Genomic DNA, 15417 nt, shown 5'->3' on the forward strand with positions numbered 1-15417 from the left:
CGCGGGCCGCGGGCGGGGTGGCAGGTAACCTGGGTGGCCGGTGCGGCGCGCGCTCGGCGCCCGCACGTCCGACCCCGTACGCAGACCGAAGGACTCGAGGAGCAAACGATGAGTGGTCACTCCAAGTGGGCGACGACCAAGCACAAGAAGGCCGCGATCGATGCCAAGCGCGGCAAGCTCTTCGCCAAGCTCATCAAGAACATCGAGGTTGCGGCCCGCATGGGTGGGGGAGACCCGACCGGCAACCCGACGCTCTACGACGCCATCCAAAAGGCCAAGAAGAGCTCGGTGCCCAACGACAACATCGACCGAGCCGTCAAGCGGGGGTCGGGCGCCGAGGCGGGCGGGGCGAGCTATGAGGCGCTGGTCTACGAGGGCTACGCGCCCGGTGGCGTCGCGCTCTACATCGAGTGCCTGACGGACAATAAGAACCGTGCCGTCATGGAGGTCCGCACCGCGCTGACCCGCAACGGCGGGTCGATGGCCGACAGCGGCTCGGTCGCCTACCTCTTCGAGCGCAAGGGCCAGGTCGTGGTGCCCAAGGACCAGGAGGGCGGTGCGGCCAGCGAGGACTCGCTGCTCGAGATCGTGCTGGAGTCCGGCGCGGAGGAGGTCGAGGACGCCGGCGAGTCCTTCGAGGTCATCTCCGAGGCGGGCGACGTCGTGGCCGTGCGCACCGCGCTGCAGGACGCCGGGATGGACTACGACTCGGCCGAGGTGACCTTCGTGCCGAGCATGCAGGTGCCGTTGGACGCCGACGGCGCCAAGAAGGTCATCCGCGTCATCGACGCGCTCGAGGACTGCGACGACGTGCAGAACGTCTACTCCAACGCCGACATCTCCGACGAGGTCCTCGCCGAGCTCGACGCCGAGGACTGAGCGCCAGGTCGCGGGGCGTGTCGTGCGCCGGGTGCGTCAGCGTGGGCTTGTAGCGTGGGTCCGAACATCTGTCCACACGATCGACGGGAGCGGTATGCGTGTGCTCGGCGTCGATCCCGGTCTGACCCGGTGCGGCCTCGGGGTCGTGGAGGGGCTGCCGGGCCGGTCCCTGCGACTGGTCGAGGTGGGTGTGATCCGCACCCCGCCGACCGATGAGCCAGCCGAGCGCCTGCTCACCCTGCAGACCGAGCTCGACGAGTGGCTGGCCCGCACGACGCCGGACGCCATCGCCGTCGAGCGGGTCTTCGCCAGCACCCGCAACAGCAGCATCATGGGCGTGGCCCAGGCCTCGGCCGTGCCCATGCTCGCTGCAGCCCGGCTGGGGCTCCCGCTCGCGCTGCACACCCCCTCGGAGGTCAAGGCCGCCGTCACCGGCAACGGTCGGGCCGACAAGGCCCAGGTGACGCACATGGTCATCCGCATCCTCACCCTGGAGCAGGCGCCGCGGCCGGCCGATGCCGCCGACGCGCTGGCCCTGGCCATCTGCCACCTGTGGCGTGGTGCGGCGCTGGCCCGGGTGGATGACGGCACACCGTCGCGCAACCGGCTCCAGGACGCCGAGCTCGAGGCCTCCCGCTCCGCCCCTAACCGGCTCGCCCAGCTGCACGCCGAGCACCGCACCGCGGCCCGTTCGGCGGCCTCCCGCGCCTCGGCGCGGGCGGCGGGCCGCCCCACCACCGTCACCAGCAGGAGGAACCCCCGGTGATCGCCTCGGTCCGCGGACCCATCCGTCACGTCGGCCTCGACCATGTCGTCGTGGAGGTCGGTGGTGTCGGCCTGCTCGTGCACACCACCCCGGAGACCGCGGCGGGCTGCCGCACCGGTCAGGAGCTCACCCTGGAGACGACCCTCGTCGTCCGCGAGGAGTCGCTCACCCTCTACGGCTTCGACGGCGCCGACGCCAAGGCGCTCTTCGAGCAGGTGCAGACCGTGAGCGGGGTCGGCCCGCGGCTGGCGCTGGCCATGCTGTCGGTGCACTCACCCGGGGCCGTGCGGACCGCGCTGGCCCAGGGCGACCTCGTCGCCCTGACCAAGGTGCCGGGCATCGGCAAGAAGTCGGCCGAGCGGCTCGTGCTCGAGCTCAGGGACAAGATCCTGGCCCTCGGCGTCGAGCCGGGGCTGGCCGGTGGGGGAGCGGTCGCGGCGGCCGGCGGTGAGGACGCCGTGCAGACCCAGGTGCGCGAGGCGCTGCAGGGCCTGGGCTGGACGGCCAAGCAGGCCGAGGGTGCGCTCGACACGGTCGCCAAGGGTGCTGAGGCGCCCACCGACGTGGCCGCGCTGCTGCGTGCCACCCTGCGGGAGCTCGGCCGGTGAGCGGCGCGGGCGGGGCCGCCGCCGACGGGTCCTACGAGGTCGAGGTGCCCGAGGAGTCGCTCGCCGGGACGGAGCGCGTGGTCGATCCGTCGGGCACCGATGAGGAGCGTCGGATCGAGGCCGCTCTGCGGCCCCGCCGGCTCTCGGAGTTCCCCGGCCAGCAACGGGTCCGCGACCAGCTCGGCCTCGTGCTCGAGGCCGCGCGGCGGCGCGGGAGCCCGCCCGACCACGTGCTGCTCTCCGGGCCGCCCGGGCTCGGCAAGACGACGCTGGCCATGATCATCGCCGGTGAGCTGGAGCAGCCCATCCGGATCACCAGCGGCCCGGCCATCCAGCACGCCGGAGACCTCGCCGCGGTGCTGTCCTCGCTCGTCGAGGGGGAGGTGCTCTTCCTCGACGAGATCCACCGCATGTCCCGGCCGGCCGAGGAGATGCTCTACCTCGCCATGGAGGACTTCCGGGTCGACGTCATCGTCGGCAAGGGGCCGGGTGCGACCGCCATCCCGCTGGAGCTGCCGCCGTTCACCGTGGTCGGCGCCACCACGCGCGCCGGGCTGCTGCCCGCGCCGCTGCGCGACCGCTTCGGGTTCACCGGCCACCTCGACTACTACGCCACCGCCGACCTCGTGACGATCCTGCACCGCAACGCCGCGCTGCTGGAGATCGAGGCCGACGAGCCCGGGATCACCCAGATCGCCTCCCGCTCCCGCGGCACGCCCCGCATCGCCAACCGGCTGCTGCGCCGGGTCCGCGACTGGGCGCAGGTGCACGGCCAGCACATCGTCGACGAGCCGGCGGCGATGGAGGCGCTGGCGCTCTTCGACGTCGACGCGCTGGGCCTGGACCGCCTGGACCGCGCCGTGCTCGAGGCGCTGTGCACGCGCTTCCGGGGCGGCCCGGTCGGGCTCTCCACGCTCGCCGTGGCGGTCGGGGAGGAGCCGGACACCGTCGAGACGGTCGCCGAGCCCTACCTCGTCCGCGAGGGCTTCATGATCCGCACCCCCCGCGGGCGCGCCGCCAGCCCGGCCGCGTGGAGCCATCTCGGGCTGACCCCGCCCGCCGGGTCCGGTCAGGAGGTGCCGGGGTCGGGCACCCCGGGCCGCTTCCGCCGCGACGACACCGACCCCGCGACCCTGCCGCTGGGCGAATGAGGTGGACACGGCATACCCGCCTCTTTGGCCGCCCCGGCGGACTCACCTAGACTGCCCCGGGTGCCTGCCGCGCGCGTCAGCGTGAGGGCGGGACGACGGCGTCGCACCGGCGCCCCACGAGACACGCACCTTCGAAGGGTCACTCCATGACACTGGCGACCGGCGCCGCTGCGGGCGCGGGAGGCTCCGGCCTCACGATGCTCATCCTGGCACTGCCGATCCTCTTCCTGCTGTTCCTCATGTTCAGCCAGCGACGGAGGGCCAAGGCCGTCACCGACGCCCAGGCGCAGTTCCAGCCGGGGCAGGAGGTCATGACGACCTCGGGCATGTATGGCGTCGTGCGGGCCGTCGAGGGCGACATCATCCACCTCGAGGCGGGCGGGGCGACCTTCCGCTTCCAGCGCCGCGCGATCCTGCCGCTGACCATGGTCGGCGGCAGCTCCGCGCCCACCTCCTCCCCGGACGCCGAGGGCCGCACCGGCACCACCGACGGCGACGAGGAGCCCCAGCGATGACGACGTCCACCCCGGCGCCGCGCCGGGACGAGGACCTGCCCGGCGCGGGGGAGCGCGGCGGTCGCCGCCAGCGTGCCGGTCGAGGCGGGCGGCCGCCGCGCCGCCGCAACGCGCGGCTCCGTGGCCCGCTGCGCACGCTGCTCAGCCTGCTCGTCGTGACCCTCCTCCTCTTCGGCGGCATCGGCGCGGCCCGCCTCTGGGCCGAGCCCGCCGCCTCGCTCACCCCGCAGCTGGGTCTCGACCTCGCCGGCGGCCGCCAGATCGTCATGGCGCCCCTCACCGAGGAGGGCGACGCCGTCTCCTCCGAGCAGCTCGACCAGGCCATCGACATCATCCGTCGCCGTGTCGACGGCGGCGGCGTGACCGAGGCCGAGGTCACCCGGATGGGCCAGAACGTCTCGGTCGCCATCCCCGGCAACCCCACCGCAGCCCAGGTCGAGGCGCTCAGCCGTTCCTCCCAGCTGCGCTTCCGCCCGGTGCTCGTGGCGCAGCCGACCGGCCCGCAGGCCGAGGCGCCGCCGCAGCGGACCCTGCCGCTGCCGCCCAGCCTCATCCAGGAACAGCTCGAGGAGCTCGAGCAGTCCCAGCCGCCCGCCGAGGGTGAGACCGAGGGCGACAGCGTCGACGAGGGCGCGCCCGACCAGGGCTCAACCGATGAGTCCGAGCAGACCGAGGGCAACCGCGGCGGCACCCGGCTCAGCGCCAGCGACAGCGACGCCGCTGCCACCGAGGCACCGGGGGTGCCCGCCGAGGACGGCGCCGACACCACCGCGCCGCCGCAGGAGGAGACGGCACCGCCCGCCGACCCCTCCAGCCTGGCGCAGATCACCCCCGAGCTGTCCGAGCAGTTCTCCTCCCTGGACTGCGCGGCGGAGGGCGTCGCCCAGGAGGTCGCGGCCGCCCCGGCCGACGAGCCGACCGTCGCCTGCTCCGCCGAGGGGGACGAGAAGTTCATCCTCGGCCCGGTCGAGCTGACCGGCAGCAGCGTCACCGACGCCAGCGCCGGGCCCGAGACCGTCCAGGGTGGCGCCGTCACCGGCCGCTGGCAGGTCATCCTCACCTTCGACGGCGAGGGCGGACAGACCTTCGCCGACATCACCTCCCGCCTCTTCGGCTACCCGCAGGGGGAGGCGCAGAACCGCTTCGCGACCGTCCTCGACGGTCAGGTCATCACCGCCCCGACCGTCAACGGGGTCATCTCCGGCGGCACCGCCACCATCTCCGGCGACTTCACCCCCGAGGAGTCCCAGGGGCTGGCCAACCAGCTGAAGTTCGGTGCCCTGCCGCTGAGCTTCGAGGTCCAGACCTCCGAGCAGATCAGCCCGACCCTGGGCGGTGAGCAGCTGCGCTACGGCGTCATCGCCGGCGTCATCGGCCTGCTCCTGGTCTTCGCCTTCATGCTCGTGCAGTACCACGCGCTCGGCCTGGTCGCGATCGGCTCGCTCATCGTGGCCGCGCTGCTGACCTACGGCTCGGTGACCCTGCTCGGCTGGGCCAACAACTTCCGGCTCACCATGGCCGGGGTCACCGGCCTCATCGTCGCCATCGGTATCACGGCCGACAGCTTCATCGTCTACTTCGAGCGCATCCGTGACGAGGTGCGGGCCGGGCGACCCCTGCGGTTCGCCGTCGACACCGGCTGGGACCGCGCCAAGCGGACCCTCATCATCTCCGACCTGGTCAACCTCCTGGCCGCAGCGGTGCTCTACCTCCTCTCGGAGTCGGGCGTCAAGGCCTTCGCCTTCGCGCTGGGCCTCACGACGGTCATCGACCTGCTCGTCGTCTTCATGTTCACCCACCCGCTGGTGAGCATCCTGGCCAACACGCGCTTCTTCGGCGAGGGCAAGAAGTGGTCGGGGATGGAGCCCGAGCGGCTGGGCGCCAAGCGCTCGGCCTACCTCGGCCGGGGTCAGACCCGCGAGCCCGACGTCATCGCCCCCGGGCGCCGGCGGCATACCCGCGAAGAACTGGAAGGCGGTGTGGTCTGATGTCGCGCTTCTCCCGCCTCGGCAACGACCTCTACTCCGGCGCACGCTCCTACAACATCGTCGGACGCCGCACCGTCTGGTACCTCGTGTCGGCGGTGCTCATCGCCGTCTCGCTGTTCGGCCTCTTCGGTCGTGGGCTCAACTTCGGCATCGAGTTCAGCGGGGGCTCCGAGCTGCGGGTCAGTGGCATCAGCAGCCAGGAGATCGAGGGCTACGAGCAGGACGCCGAGAGCGCGCTCGAGCCGGTCGACCCTGGCGGCACGACGACGATCACCCGGATCGGCGACGACACCGTGCGCGTCCAGACCGGCGAGCTCAGCAGCGACGACGCTGAGACGGCCCGGGCCAACCTCGCGGAGACCTTCGGGGTGGAGACCGCCGATGTCACGAGCTCCTTCGTCGGCCCGTCGTGGGGCGAGACCGTCACCCAGCGGGCCCTCATCGCCCTGGTGGTCTTCCTGGCCCTCGTCACGCTCGTGCTCACGTTCTACTTCCACACCTGGAAGATGGCGGTGGCGGCCCTCGTCGCGCTCATCCACGACGTGCTCTTCACCATCGGCATCTACGCCCTGCTCGGCATCGAGGTCTCACCGGCGTCGGTCATCGGGTTCCTCACCATCCTCGGCTACTCGATCTACGACACCATCGTCGTCTTCGACAAGGTGCGAGAGAACACCGACCACGCCTTCGACACCAAGCGGGAGACCTACGGCGAGGCGGCCAACCATGCCGTCAACCAGACCCTGGTGCGCTCCATCAACACCTCGGTCGTGGCACTGCTGCCGGTCGCGGTCATCCTCGTCGTCGGGATCACGCTCATCGGGCCGGGCACCCTGGTCGACCTGGCCTGGGCCCTGGTCATCGGCATCGCGGTCGGCACCTTCTCCTCGATCTTCATCGCGACCCCGCTGCTCGTGCAGCTGCGCGAGGGGGAGCTGACCGTGCGCAAGCACGACGCGCAGGTCACCAAGCGTCGTGCGCGCCACGACGCGCGATCCTCCAGCGCGGGGCACGACGACGCGCTGCTGGACCCGGCCGAGTCCGCGTCCGAGACCGGTGACGGGGCTCTCGTCGGCGCCGGCGCGCAGGACACCGCGGCCCGTGCCGACGGTGGTGCGGGCCAGGGCACGGCCGCGCGGGCCGAGGCGGCCCCCGGTCGCCAGCTGCACCCCTACGCCCAGCGGGGTCCCCGCAACCAGCCCAAGCGCAAGCGCCGCGGACGCTGAGGACGAGGCAGGACACCATGGCGACCCCAGACGCCCAGCTCGCCGCCGACGTCCTCGCGGGGATGCGGGATATCCCGGACTTCCCCGAGGAGGGCGTGGTCTTCAAGGACTTCACCCCCGTCCTGCTCGACACGTCACTGCGTGACCGGATCGTGCAGGACACCGTGCAGCGCCGTCGCGGCCAGGTCGACGTCGTGGCCGGCATCGAGGCGCGCGGCTTCATCCTCGGCTCGATGATCGCCCACGCGCTCGGCGTGGGCTTCGTGCCGGTGCGCAAGGCGGGCAGGCTGCCCGCCGCCGTGCACCGCCAGACCTACACCCTGGAGTACGGCACGGCCACCCTGGAGATCCACCAGGACGCCGTCTCCCACCAGGAGCGGGTGCTCGTCGTCGACGACGTGCTGGCCACCGGCGGCACGCTCTCGGCGACCTGCGAGCTCATCGAGCGCTGCGGCGCGAGCGTCGCCGCCATCGAGCTGGTCCTGGAGATCGAGGCGCTGTCCGGTCGCGACAGGCTCGCGGCCTACGACCTGCACTGCCTCACCAGCGTCTGAGCCCGCCCGCCGGTGCCGTCACCGGCGTGCCGACCGCCCCCCGCCAGCACCTATGATCTGTGCATGAGCGAGCCGGCACCCACGACACCGCCCGCGAGGGTGGGGGGTGGCCTGCGGCCGCGCTGGGCCCGCCTCGGTGGCACGCGCGCCTCGAGCAACCCGGCGCTGGAGCCGCTGCTCCGCTCGGTCAAGGCGACCCACCCCAAGGCTGACCTCCCGCTCGTGGAACGCGCGTACGCCGTCGCCGACGAGATGCACAAGGGCCAGCTGCGCAAGAGCGGTGACGCCTACATCACCCACCCGCTCGCGGTCGCGACGATCCTCGCCGAGCTCGGTATGACGCCCTCGACCATCGCCGCGGCGCTGCTGCACGACACGGTCGAGGACACGCCATACTCCCTGGCGCAGCTGCGCCGCGACTTCGGCGACGAGATCGCGATGATGGTCGACGGGGTCACCAAGCTCGACAAGATGACCTACGGCGACGCGGCGCAGGCCGAGACCGTCCGCAAGATGGTCGTCGCGATGGCGCGCGACATCCGGGTGCTCGTTATCAAGCTGGCCGACCGGCTGCACAACGCCCGGACCTGGCGTTACGTCTCCGCGGAGAGCGCCGCCCGCAAGGCGTCGGAGACCCTGGAGATCTACGCCCCGCTCGCCCACCGCCTGGGGATGAACACCATCAAGTGGGAGCTGGAGGACCTCTCCTTCGCCCAGCTCTACCCCAAGGTCTACGACGAGATCGTGCGCATGGTCGCCGACCGGGCGCCGGCGCGGGAGGAGATGCTCTCGCGGATCCGCGGGGAGATCTCCGAGGAGCTGAAGTCGACCAAGATCCGGGCCACCGTCACCGGTCGCCCCAAGCACTACTACTCGGTCTACCAGAAGATGATCGTGCGGGGGCACGACTTCGAGAAGATCTACGACCTGGTCGGCGTGCGCGTGCTCGTCGACTCGATCCAGGACTGCTACGCGGTGCTCGGCGCCCTGCACAACCGGTGGAACCCGGTGCCCGGGCGGTTCAAGGACTACATCGCGATGCCGAAGTTCAACATGTACCAGTCGCTGCACACGACGGTCATCGGGCCCGGGGGCAAGCCGGTCGAGATCCAGATCCGCACCTTCCAGATGCACCGTCGCGCGGAGTACGGCGTCGCGGCGCACTGGAAGTACAAGGAGCAGGGGCCGGACGGCGCCCGCGCCGCCGCCGGCGTCGACGGAGGCCCCGGAGCGCTCGAGGGGATGCAGTGGTTGCGCCAGCTCATCGACTGGCAGCAGGAGACCTCCGACCCACTGGAGTTCCTCGACTCGCTGCGCTTCGAGATGGGCGCGGCCGAGGTCTACGTCTTCACCCCGGACGGTGACGTCATGGCGTTGCCCGCGGGAGCCACGCCCGTCGACTTCGCGTATGCCGTCCACACCGAGGTCGGGCACCGTTGCGTCGGGGGGCGGGTCAACGGCAAGCTCGTTCCGCTGGACTCCGAGCTCACCAACGGCGACGTCTGCGAGATCATCACGAGCAAGGCGCAGGACGCCGGCCCCAGCCGTGACTGGTTGAGCTTCGTCAAGAGCGCCCGCGCCCGCAACAAGATCCGCCAGCGGTTCACCCGCGAGCGGCGCGAGGAGATGGTCGACTCCGGCAAGGACGAGATCGCCAAGGTGCTGCGCAAGCAGAAGGCCCCGCTGCAGCGACTCATGAGCCACGACACGCTGACCGCCGTGGCGCAGGGGCTCAACTACCGGGACATCGACGGACTCTTCGCCGCCGTGGGGGAGGGCCATGTCTCGGCGCAGCACGTCGTCAAGCAGCTCACCGCGACGCTCGGGGGCGAGGACGGCACCGAGGAGGACCTCGCCGAGGCGGTGCGTCCGCGGCGCGGACGGGTCACCCAGTCCGACCCCGGGGTCACCGTCGTCGGCGCCGACGACGTCTGGGTCAAGATCGCCAAGTGCTGCACCCCGGTGCCGGGCGACCCGATCCTCGGCTTCGTCACGCACGGCAAGGGCGTCTCGGTGCACCGCACCGACTGCACCAACGCCGCGGAGCTGCAGGCCAAGTCACCCGAGCGGATCATCCGCGTGGCGTGGGCCCCGACCTCGAGCAGTCTCTTCATGGTCAACATGCAGGTCGAGGCGCTGGACCGCTCGGCGCTGCTCTCCGACATCACCCGGGTGCTCTCCGAGCAGCACGTCAACATCCTGTCCGCCTCGGTGCAGACGAGCCGCGACCGGGTGGCGCTGTCCAAGTTCACCTTCGAGATGGCCGACCCGTCACACCTGGAGTCGGTCCTGCGCGCGGTGCGCCGGATCCCGGCCGTCCTCGACGCCTACCGCGTCACCGGCACGACGAGCACCGACCCGCACCGACGCACCCAGCCCTGAGGGTCAGGCAGGGGCGAGGAAGGCGGCCAGGGCCGCGGCATACCCGGCCTGGTCGAGGGTGCCGCAGATCTCCCGCGTGGAGTGCATCGACAGCACCGGTGCGCCGAAGTCGACCGTGGTCGCGCCGGTGAGGGCGGAGGTGACCGGCCCGACCGTGGAGCCGCAGGGCAGGTCCGAGCGGGTGACGAAGGTCTGCATGGGCACGCCCGCCTGCTCGCACGCCAGCGAGAAGGCCGCCGCCCCGACGGAGTCGGTCGCGTAGCGCAGGTTGGTGTTGACCTTGAGCACCGGCCCGCCGTTCATGAGGATCGGGTGCTCGGGCTCGGCCCGGTCGGGGTAGTTGGGGTGCGTGGCGTGGGCCATGTCGCCGGAGGCGATGACCGAGCCGGCCAGGGCGCGCCAGTAGTCCCTCCCGACCGCCGCCGGCCGCCAGGACGATCCGCTCCAGCCAGGCGGGGAGGAAGGTCGACTGGGCGCCGCGCTCGGAGCTGCTGCCGACCTCTTCGTGGTCGAAGAGCACGATGACGGGCACCGTGGAGGCACCACCGGGCTCGGCGACCGCCTGGAGCAGGGCCCGCACCGCGGCATACGACGTGGCGAGGTTGTCCAGGCGCCCGGAGGCGACGAGCTCACCCTCGCCGCCGATGCGACGGGCCGGGGTGAGGTCGTGGGTCATCGCGTCGAAGCCGAGCAGGTCCTCCGGCGCGGTCCCGACCTGAGCGGCCAGCCACTCCCGGAACGTGCGCGGCGCGTCGCCACCAGGGCTCCAGTGCGGCGCGAGGTGCTGCTGGTCGTTGAGCTTGAGGCCGTCGGTGCGCACCGTGCGGTCGAGGTGGATCGCGAGCTGGGAGACCCGCAGCAGCGGGTCGTCGCAGCGCCAGAGGCGGCGGGAGATCCCGCCCGGGGCATCGGTGTTGCGGACGGCGACCCGCCCCGACAGCCCGAGGTCACGGTCCAGCCAGGAGTTGGTCAGCGCGCCGCCGTAGACCTCGACACCCAGCATCTGCCACCCGGAACGGCTCCAGTCCGGCTGCGGCTTGATGCGCAGGTTGGGGGAGTCGGTGTGGGCACCGACCACGCGGTATGCCGTGTGCGCAGGCCGGTCCGTCGGCAGGTGGGCCGTGGACCACGCCAGGAGCGACCCGCCCCGCAGCACGACGTAGTGACCCGGCTCGGTGGGGGTCGGGTCGACCTCGTCGATCTCGGTGAAGCCGGCCCGGACCAGGAGGTCGGCCGCCGAGCGCACCGCGTGGAACGGCGAGGGGGAGGCGTCGAGGTAGGCGCACAGGCCGTCGGCGACCTCGCCGACCTGGGTGGCGAGGCGGGTCAGGGAGCTCACCGGCCGAGACCCCCGCGCGCCGAGTCCAGCCAGAGCTTCTTGGTGGCCAGCTCGGCCTCGAGGTCGGTGACCTTACGGTCCTCGCCGGCCGCTCGCGCGGCCTCGAGGTCGGACTCCAGCCCCTGGACGGCGCGCTCGAGCTGGTCGACCATCGACCGGGCGCGCGCGTTGAGCTCGGGGTCCGAGCGCTTCCACTGCGAGTCCTCGATGTCGCGGACCTTCTGCTCCACGGCGCGCAGGCGGTTCTCGACCCGCTTGATGTCGCCGCGGGGCACCTTGCCCGCGGCGTCCCACCGGTCCTGGATGCTGCGCAGCTGGGCCTTGGCCTGGTCGAGGTGCTTTTCGTCGACCGTGACCGCCTCGGCCTCGACGAGCAGCGCCTCCTTGACCTTGAGGTTCTCGGAGAACTCCGCCTCCTCGGCCGCCACGACCTCGTCCTTGGCGTCGAAGAAGGAGTCCTGCGCGGCCTTGAAGCGGGCCCACAGCGCGTCGTCGTCGGCGCGGGAGGCGCGACCGGCGCGCTTCCAGTCCTGCATGAGGCGCTTGAAGGCACCGGCCGTGGCGCCCCAGTCCTTGCTGGCGGCCAGGGTCTCGGCCTCGCGGACCAGTCGCTCCTTAGTGGCCTTGGCGTGCCCGTGCTCCTCGTCGAGCTGGGCGAACCACGTCTTGCGCATCCTGTCGAAGGCGGAGCGGGCGTGGCTGAAGCGCTGCCACAGGGCGTTCTCGGCGTCCTTGTCCAGGCGCGGACCGGAGCGCTGGTGGGCCTTCCACTCCTCGAGCAGCTCCCGGATGCGGGTGCTGCTCTGCTTCCACTGGATCTTGCCCGGGTCGGTGCCAGCCAGCTCCTCCGCCTCGGCGACGAGCTTCTCGCGCTCCTGCACGGCCTGCGCCTTGGCCTTGACCCGCTCCTCCTGCTCGGTGCGGGAGCGGGTCTTGACCTCGGCCTCCAGCTCCTTGACCACCGACTCGAGGGCGGCCAGGTCGCCGACGACGTGCGCCTCGCCGATCTGCTCCTTGAGGTGCGCCAGGGACTGGCGTGCGTCGTGCGCGGACACCTCGGTGCCGGCCAGGCGGGCCTTGAGCAGGTCCGCCGAGGCGAGCATCTCGTCATACTTGCGGGCGAAGTAGGCCAGCGCCTCCTCCGGCGTCGCGCCGGGGTAGGAACCGACCTCGCGCTCGGAGCCGTCGGCGGCGACGACGAAGACCGTCCCGTCCTCGGCGACGCGGCCGTGCTTCATCGACTCGCTGGGGTCGGGGTGGTGCTCGGGCGCGGCGGCCACGGCGCCCGCGGCCGGCTGCGGCGCTGCGGGCTTGCGGGCGGCGAACATCGCGGGGGAGGGCGCAGCGGGTCGCGGAGCCGCCGGGGCCGTCGGGGCCTCGGGCTCGGCCGGGGTGTCCTCGACGGGAGCCGCGTCGGGCGTCTGCGTCACGGTCTCGGCCTGGGCGGCTTCGGGCTCGGTCGCCTGGGAGACCTCGGATGCCTCGTGCGGCTCCTCCGCGGGGGCTTCGACCTTGGTCGGCTCAGTTGCCTCGGAATCCTCGGCGGGCTCGGGCTCGGGCTCCTCGGCGGGAGCCTCAGGCGCCTCAGGTGCGGGCTCGGAGGTCCCCCGCGGCTCCTCGGCGGGCGGCTGGGCCTGCGCCCCCGTCGGGGCGTCCGGCGCGCTCTGGGGCTCCACGTCCTGCGTGGCGGCGACCTGGGGCTCGGCGCCCTGGTCGTCGGGCTCGGTCGGGGAGGGCGTCTGCTCGGACATGGTGGTGGCCTCTCGGATAGGGACCGCGAGCACGACCATCGGGGCCGCCTCGACATGGCGTTGACGCCACGACCCTACCCAACGCGGCGTCGCCTGGCCCGGGCGAGGTCCGAGGCGCCCGGGTGCGTAGGGTCACCAGCATGTTCGTCCGCAGCATCGTCGCCGACGCCTTCGCCACGAACTGTTACATCGTGGCCCCCGCCGAGGGGGAGGAGTGCATCGTCGTCGACCCCGGCATCGGCGTCGAGAACCGCGTCCAGGACCTCCTCGCCGAGCACCGCCTGCGCCCCGCCGCGGTGCTCCTCACCCACGGTCACCTCGACCACGTGTATGCCGTGACGCCGGTGTGCGCGGGCACGACCGCGGTGAGCCCCTACATCCACACCGACGACCGCTACCGCCTCCGCGACCCGTTGTCGTCGCTGAGCCCCGAGCTGGTGCTGGCGATGGAGCAGCAGTTCGGCCGCCGCTCGACGTGGACCGAGCCGGAGGACGTCGTCGAGCTCTCCGACGCGCAGGACCTCCAGATCGCGGGGCTGCGGATCGGTGTGGCCCATGCACCGGGCCACACCGAGGGCTCGGTGCTGTTCACCACCCAGGGCGTGCCCGACGGCATCCCGGCCGAGGAGCTGGACCGCACCGTCATCTCCGGCGACGTGCTCTTCGCCGGCTCGATCGGGCGCACGGACCTGCCCGGAGGCGACTCCCGGGCGATGCAGCGCAGCCTGCGGGACGTCGTGCTGCCGCTCGCGGATTCCTCGCTCGTCCTGCCCGGCCATGGCCCGGCGACGACGATGGCCCGCGAGCGGGTGACCAACCCCTATCTCACCGGTCTGTCGGCGGACGGCGAGCGCTAGCCCCAATGCCGCGCAGTTAGCCGTCGTGGTTGGTGTCAAGGACGGTGAGCAGGTGTGTCGTGATCGTGGTCTGGTAGTTGTTCCGGTCGACGGTCCCTTTGGCGCGGTGCTTTGAGATGGCGCGTTTGGTGACTCTGGGGCTTGAGCGTGATCGGCGGGCGGGCATGAGGCCGTCCAGGACCGCTGCCCCGATGCGCCCGGTCAGGTCGGTGCCGCTCTGGGTGAGGATGCTCGCCGCGTTGTGGATGCTGTCGCGGGCGGCGGTCAGGGCGATGGTGAGGCTGAGCCGGTCGGGCGCGACGCCGCCGGCGGTGCTCAGGGCGGTGTCGGCGATCGCGGTTCGTAGTGCCTGGTGGACGATCAGGACGGCGTAGACCTCCTGGGCGATGCCGGCGGGGGTGCGTGCGCGCAGGACCCGCCCATCCAGGATCCTCGCCTTGGCCTCTCGGTAGCTGGTCTCGATCTCCCACCGTTGGTGGTAGAGCTCCACGATCTCCATTGCCGGGTGCAGGAGGGGGTCGGTCAGGGTCGTGACCAGGCGGTACCGGCCGGTGCGCTGCTCACCGCCCGAACCCAGGTCCACGGTGATCCGGGCGTCGATGACACGCACCCGCAGCTGGCCGAGGGCCACGATCCGGGTGCCGTCGCCCAGGTGGGACAGGACCTGGAAGCGGCGGTCGTTCTTGCACCGGATGAGCAGGTCGGCGCCGGTGGCGGCGAACTGCTCCAGCAGTGCCGTGGCGGCGAAGTTGCGGTCACCGAGCAGGATCATGCCGGGTCGCAGGCAGCCGGCCAGGCGGGGGGCGTAGGTGGTCTCACCGACCAGGTAGGACCCGAAGACAGCGTCCAGGACGGTGCGTGAGCCGCACGCGATGATGCTGACCAGCCTCAGCATCGGATACCCGGCCGGGGAGCCCGGACGGGCGGTCTGCCGGCCGAAGCCCGCCGCGTTGGCGGCGCTGTCCGGGACCGCCATCGTGGTCCCGTCGATCGCGCACACCAACAGGCCGTGCCAGCGCGGGGACCCGGCCGCCGGCCCACGAACCAGGTCGAACAGCTCGCGCAACGGGGCGACCCCGATGCGCCGAAAGGCCTGGGACAGCGCCGAGCTTCCCGGCGGCTTCACGCTCAGGCCCGCACCGCAGACCAAGCGTCGCAGCACCTGCTGGTAGCCGACGTCGGCGAACAGCACCGCGGCCAGCAGGAGGTAGACGACCACCCTCGTGGGCAGGCGCCGCACCCGTTTCTGGGCCGCCCCCGCGGTCTCGATCGCCGCGTCGACCAGATCGACGGAGACGATCCGGGTCAGCTCGCCCAGATGACCTGCGGCGAAGGGGTCCACCGGCGCGAGCACCCGCGCAGAGATGACAGACTGGGACGACAACGGAGCTCCATCGGTAG

The 15417-nt window shown here is 72.1% G+C and carries 13 protein-coding genes and 1 pseudogene; 10 read left to right on the plus strand and 4 right to left on the minus strand.

Going from position 1 to position 15417, the window contains the following annotated elements; all coding sequences use genetic code 11:
• Nucleotides 1-108 precede the first annotated feature (108 nt).
• The 9 genes from FA582_RS07320 (at nucleotide 109) to FA582_RS07360 (ending at nucleotide 10069) form a co-directional block, all read left to right on the plus strand.
• Nucleotides 109-879 carry a YebC/PmpR family DNA-binding transcriptional regulator gene (locus FA582_RS07320; RefSeq protein ID WP_010149421.1) on the plus strand — a complete coding sequence of 257 codons (771 nt, stop codon included), beginning with the start codon at nucleotides 109-111 and terminating at the stop codon, nucleotides 877-879.
• 94 nt (nucleotides 880-973) lie between these two features.
• Complete coding sequence (gene ruvC, locus FA582_RS07325; RefSeq protein WP_010149422.1) at nucleotides 974-1645, plus strand: crossover junction endodeoxyribonuclease RuvC; 672 nt, start codon at nucleotides 974-976, stop codon at nucleotides 1643-1645.
• A complete protein-coding gene (gene ruvA, locus FA582_RS07330) occupies nucleotides 1642-2253 on the plus strand; it encodes a Holliday junction branch migration protein RuvA (protein WP_010149423.1) in 612 nt (203 codons plus the stop codon). Before ruvC ends, ruvA begins: the two co-directional genes overlap by 4 nt.
• Nucleotides 2254-2297: 44 nt before the next feature.
• Nucleotides 2298-3404 carry a Holliday junction branch migration DNA helicase RuvB gene (ruvB, locus tag FA582_RS07335; protein WP_237707602.1) on the plus strand — a complete coding sequence of 369 codons (1107 nt, stop codon included), beginning with the start codon at nucleotides 2298-2300 and terminating at the stop codon, nucleotides 3402-3404.
• A gap of 146 nt (nucleotides 3405-3550) precedes the next feature.
• Complete coding sequence (locus FA582_RS07340; protein ID WP_010149425.1) at nucleotides 3551-3919, plus strand: preprotein translocase subunit YajC; 369 nt, start codon at nucleotides 3551-3553, stop codon at nucleotides 3917-3919.
• On the plus strand, nucleotides 3916-5907 hold the full coding sequence (gene secD, locus FA582_RS07345) for a protein translocase subunit SecD (RefSeq protein ID WP_147899780.1): 1992 nt from the start codon (nucleotides 3916-3918) through the stop codon (nucleotides 5905-5907). Before FA582_RS07340 ends, secD begins: the two co-directional genes overlap by 4 nt.
• Complete coding sequence (gene secF, locus FA582_RS07350) at nucleotides 5907-7133, plus strand: protein translocase subunit SecF (RefSeq protein ID WP_010149428.1); 1227 nt, start codon at nucleotides 5907-5909, stop codon at nucleotides 7131-7133. The genes secD and secF overlap by 1 nt, the downstream gene beginning before the upstream one ends.
• Before the next feature lie 17 nt (nucleotides 7134-7150).
• A complete protein-coding gene (locus FA582_RS07355; RefSeq protein WP_010149430.1) occupies nucleotides 7151-7687 on the plus strand; it encodes an adenine phosphoribosyltransferase in 537 nt (178 codons plus the stop codon).
• A 63-nt stretch (nucleotides 7688-7750) separates the two neighbouring features.
• Nucleotides 7751-10069, plus strand: a complete 2319-nt coding sequence (locus FA582_RS07360) for a RelA/SpoT family protein (RefSeq protein ID WP_010149431.1) — start codon at nucleotides 7751-7753, stop codon at nucleotides 10067-10069.
• Between the two features lie 3 nt (nucleotides 10070-10072).
• Here FA582_RS07360 and FA582_RS17530 read toward each other — a convergent pair whose 3' ends face one another.
• From FA582_RS17530 to FA582_RS07370, 3 genes and pseudogenes are all read right to left on the minus strand, one after another.
• Nucleotides 10073-10657 (minus strand): zinc-binding metallopeptidase family protein, encoded by a 585-nt coding sequence (locus FA582_RS17530; protein WP_338093019.1) that lies wholly within the window; start codon nucleotides 10655-10657, stop codon nucleotides 10073-10075.
• A pseudogene (locus tag FA582_RS17535) lies at nucleotides 10542-11408 on the minus strand (zinc-binding metallopeptidase family protein); the annotation flags it as partial. The gene FA582_RS17530 and the pseudogene FA582_RS17535, both read right to left, overlap by 116 nt.
• A complete protein-coding gene (locus FA582_RS07370) occupies nucleotides 11405-13159 on the minus strand; it encodes a DUF349 domain-containing protein (RefSeq protein ID WP_081480659.1) in 1755 nt (584 codons plus the stop codon). The gene FA582_RS07370 and the pseudogene FA582_RS17535, both read right to left, overlap by 4 nt.
• A 140-nt stretch (nucleotides 13160-13299) precedes the next feature.
• On the opposite strand from FA582_RS07370, the gene FA582_RS07375 reads away from it, so the two are divergent.
• Nucleotides 13300-14016, plus strand: a complete 717-nt coding sequence (locus FA582_RS07375) for an MBL fold metallo-hydrolase (RefSeq protein WP_010149434.1) — start codon at nucleotides 13300-13302, stop codon at nucleotides 14014-14016.
• Between the two features lie 16 nt (nucleotides 14017-14032).
• Here the strand turns inward: FA582_RS07375 and FA582_RS07380 are convergent, their stop codons facing one another.
• Entirely contained in the window at nucleotides 14033-15400 is a 1368-nt protein-coding gene (locus FA582_RS07380; protein WP_202980108.1) for an IS4 family transposase, read from the minus strand.
• Nucleotides 15401-15417: the final 17 nt, after the last annotated feature.

It is taken from the genome of Serinicoccus profundi (genome assembly GCF_008001015.1).
Lineage (GTDB): Bacteria > Actinomycetota > Actinomycetes > Actinomycetales > Dermatophilaceae > Ornithinicoccus > Ornithinicoccus profundi.

Excerpts from the sequence above, each read along its gene's own strand:
- FA582_RS07320 (WP_010149421.1), top strand. The coding sequence starts at position 109 with ATGAGTGGTCACTCCAAGTGGGCGACGACCAAGCACAAGAAGGCCGCG.
- ruvC (WP_010149422.1), top strand. The coding sequence starts at position 974 with ATGCGTGTGCTCGGCGTCGATCCCGGTCTGACCCGGTGCGGCCTCGGG.
- FA582_RS07340 (WP_010149425.1), top strand. The coding sequence starts at position 3,551 with ATGACACTGGCGACCGGCGCCGCTGCGGGCGCGGGAGGCTCCGGCCTC.
- secD (WP_147899780.1), top strand. The coding sequence starts at position 3,916 with ATGACGACGTCCACCCCGGCGCCGCGCCGGGACGAGGACCTGCCCGGC.
- secF (WP_010149428.1), top strand. The coding sequence starts at position 5,907 with ATGTCGCGCTTCTCCCGCCTCGGCAACGACCTCTACTCCGGCGCACGC.
- FA582_RS07355 (WP_010149430.1), top strand. The coding sequence starts at position 7,151 with ATGGCGACCCCAGACGCCCAGCTCGCCGCCGACGTCCTCGCGGGGATG.
- FA582_RS07360 (WP_010149431.1), top strand. The coding sequence starts at position 7,751 with ATGAGCGAGCCGGCACCCACGACACCGCCCGCGAGGGTGGGGGGTGGC.
- FA582_RS17530 (WP_338093019.1), bottom strand. The coding sequence starts at position 10,657 with ATGCCGCGGTGCGGGCCCTGCTCCAGGCGGTCGCCGAGCCCGGTGGTG.
- FA582_RS07370 (WP_081480659.1), bottom strand. The coding sequence starts at position 13,159 with ATGTCCGAGCAGACGCCCTCCCCGACCGAGCCCGACGACCAGGGCGCC.
- FA582_RS07375 (WP_010149434.1), top strand. The coding sequence starts at position 13,300 with ATGTTCGTCCGCAGCATCGTCGCCGACGCCTTCGCCACGAACTGTTAC.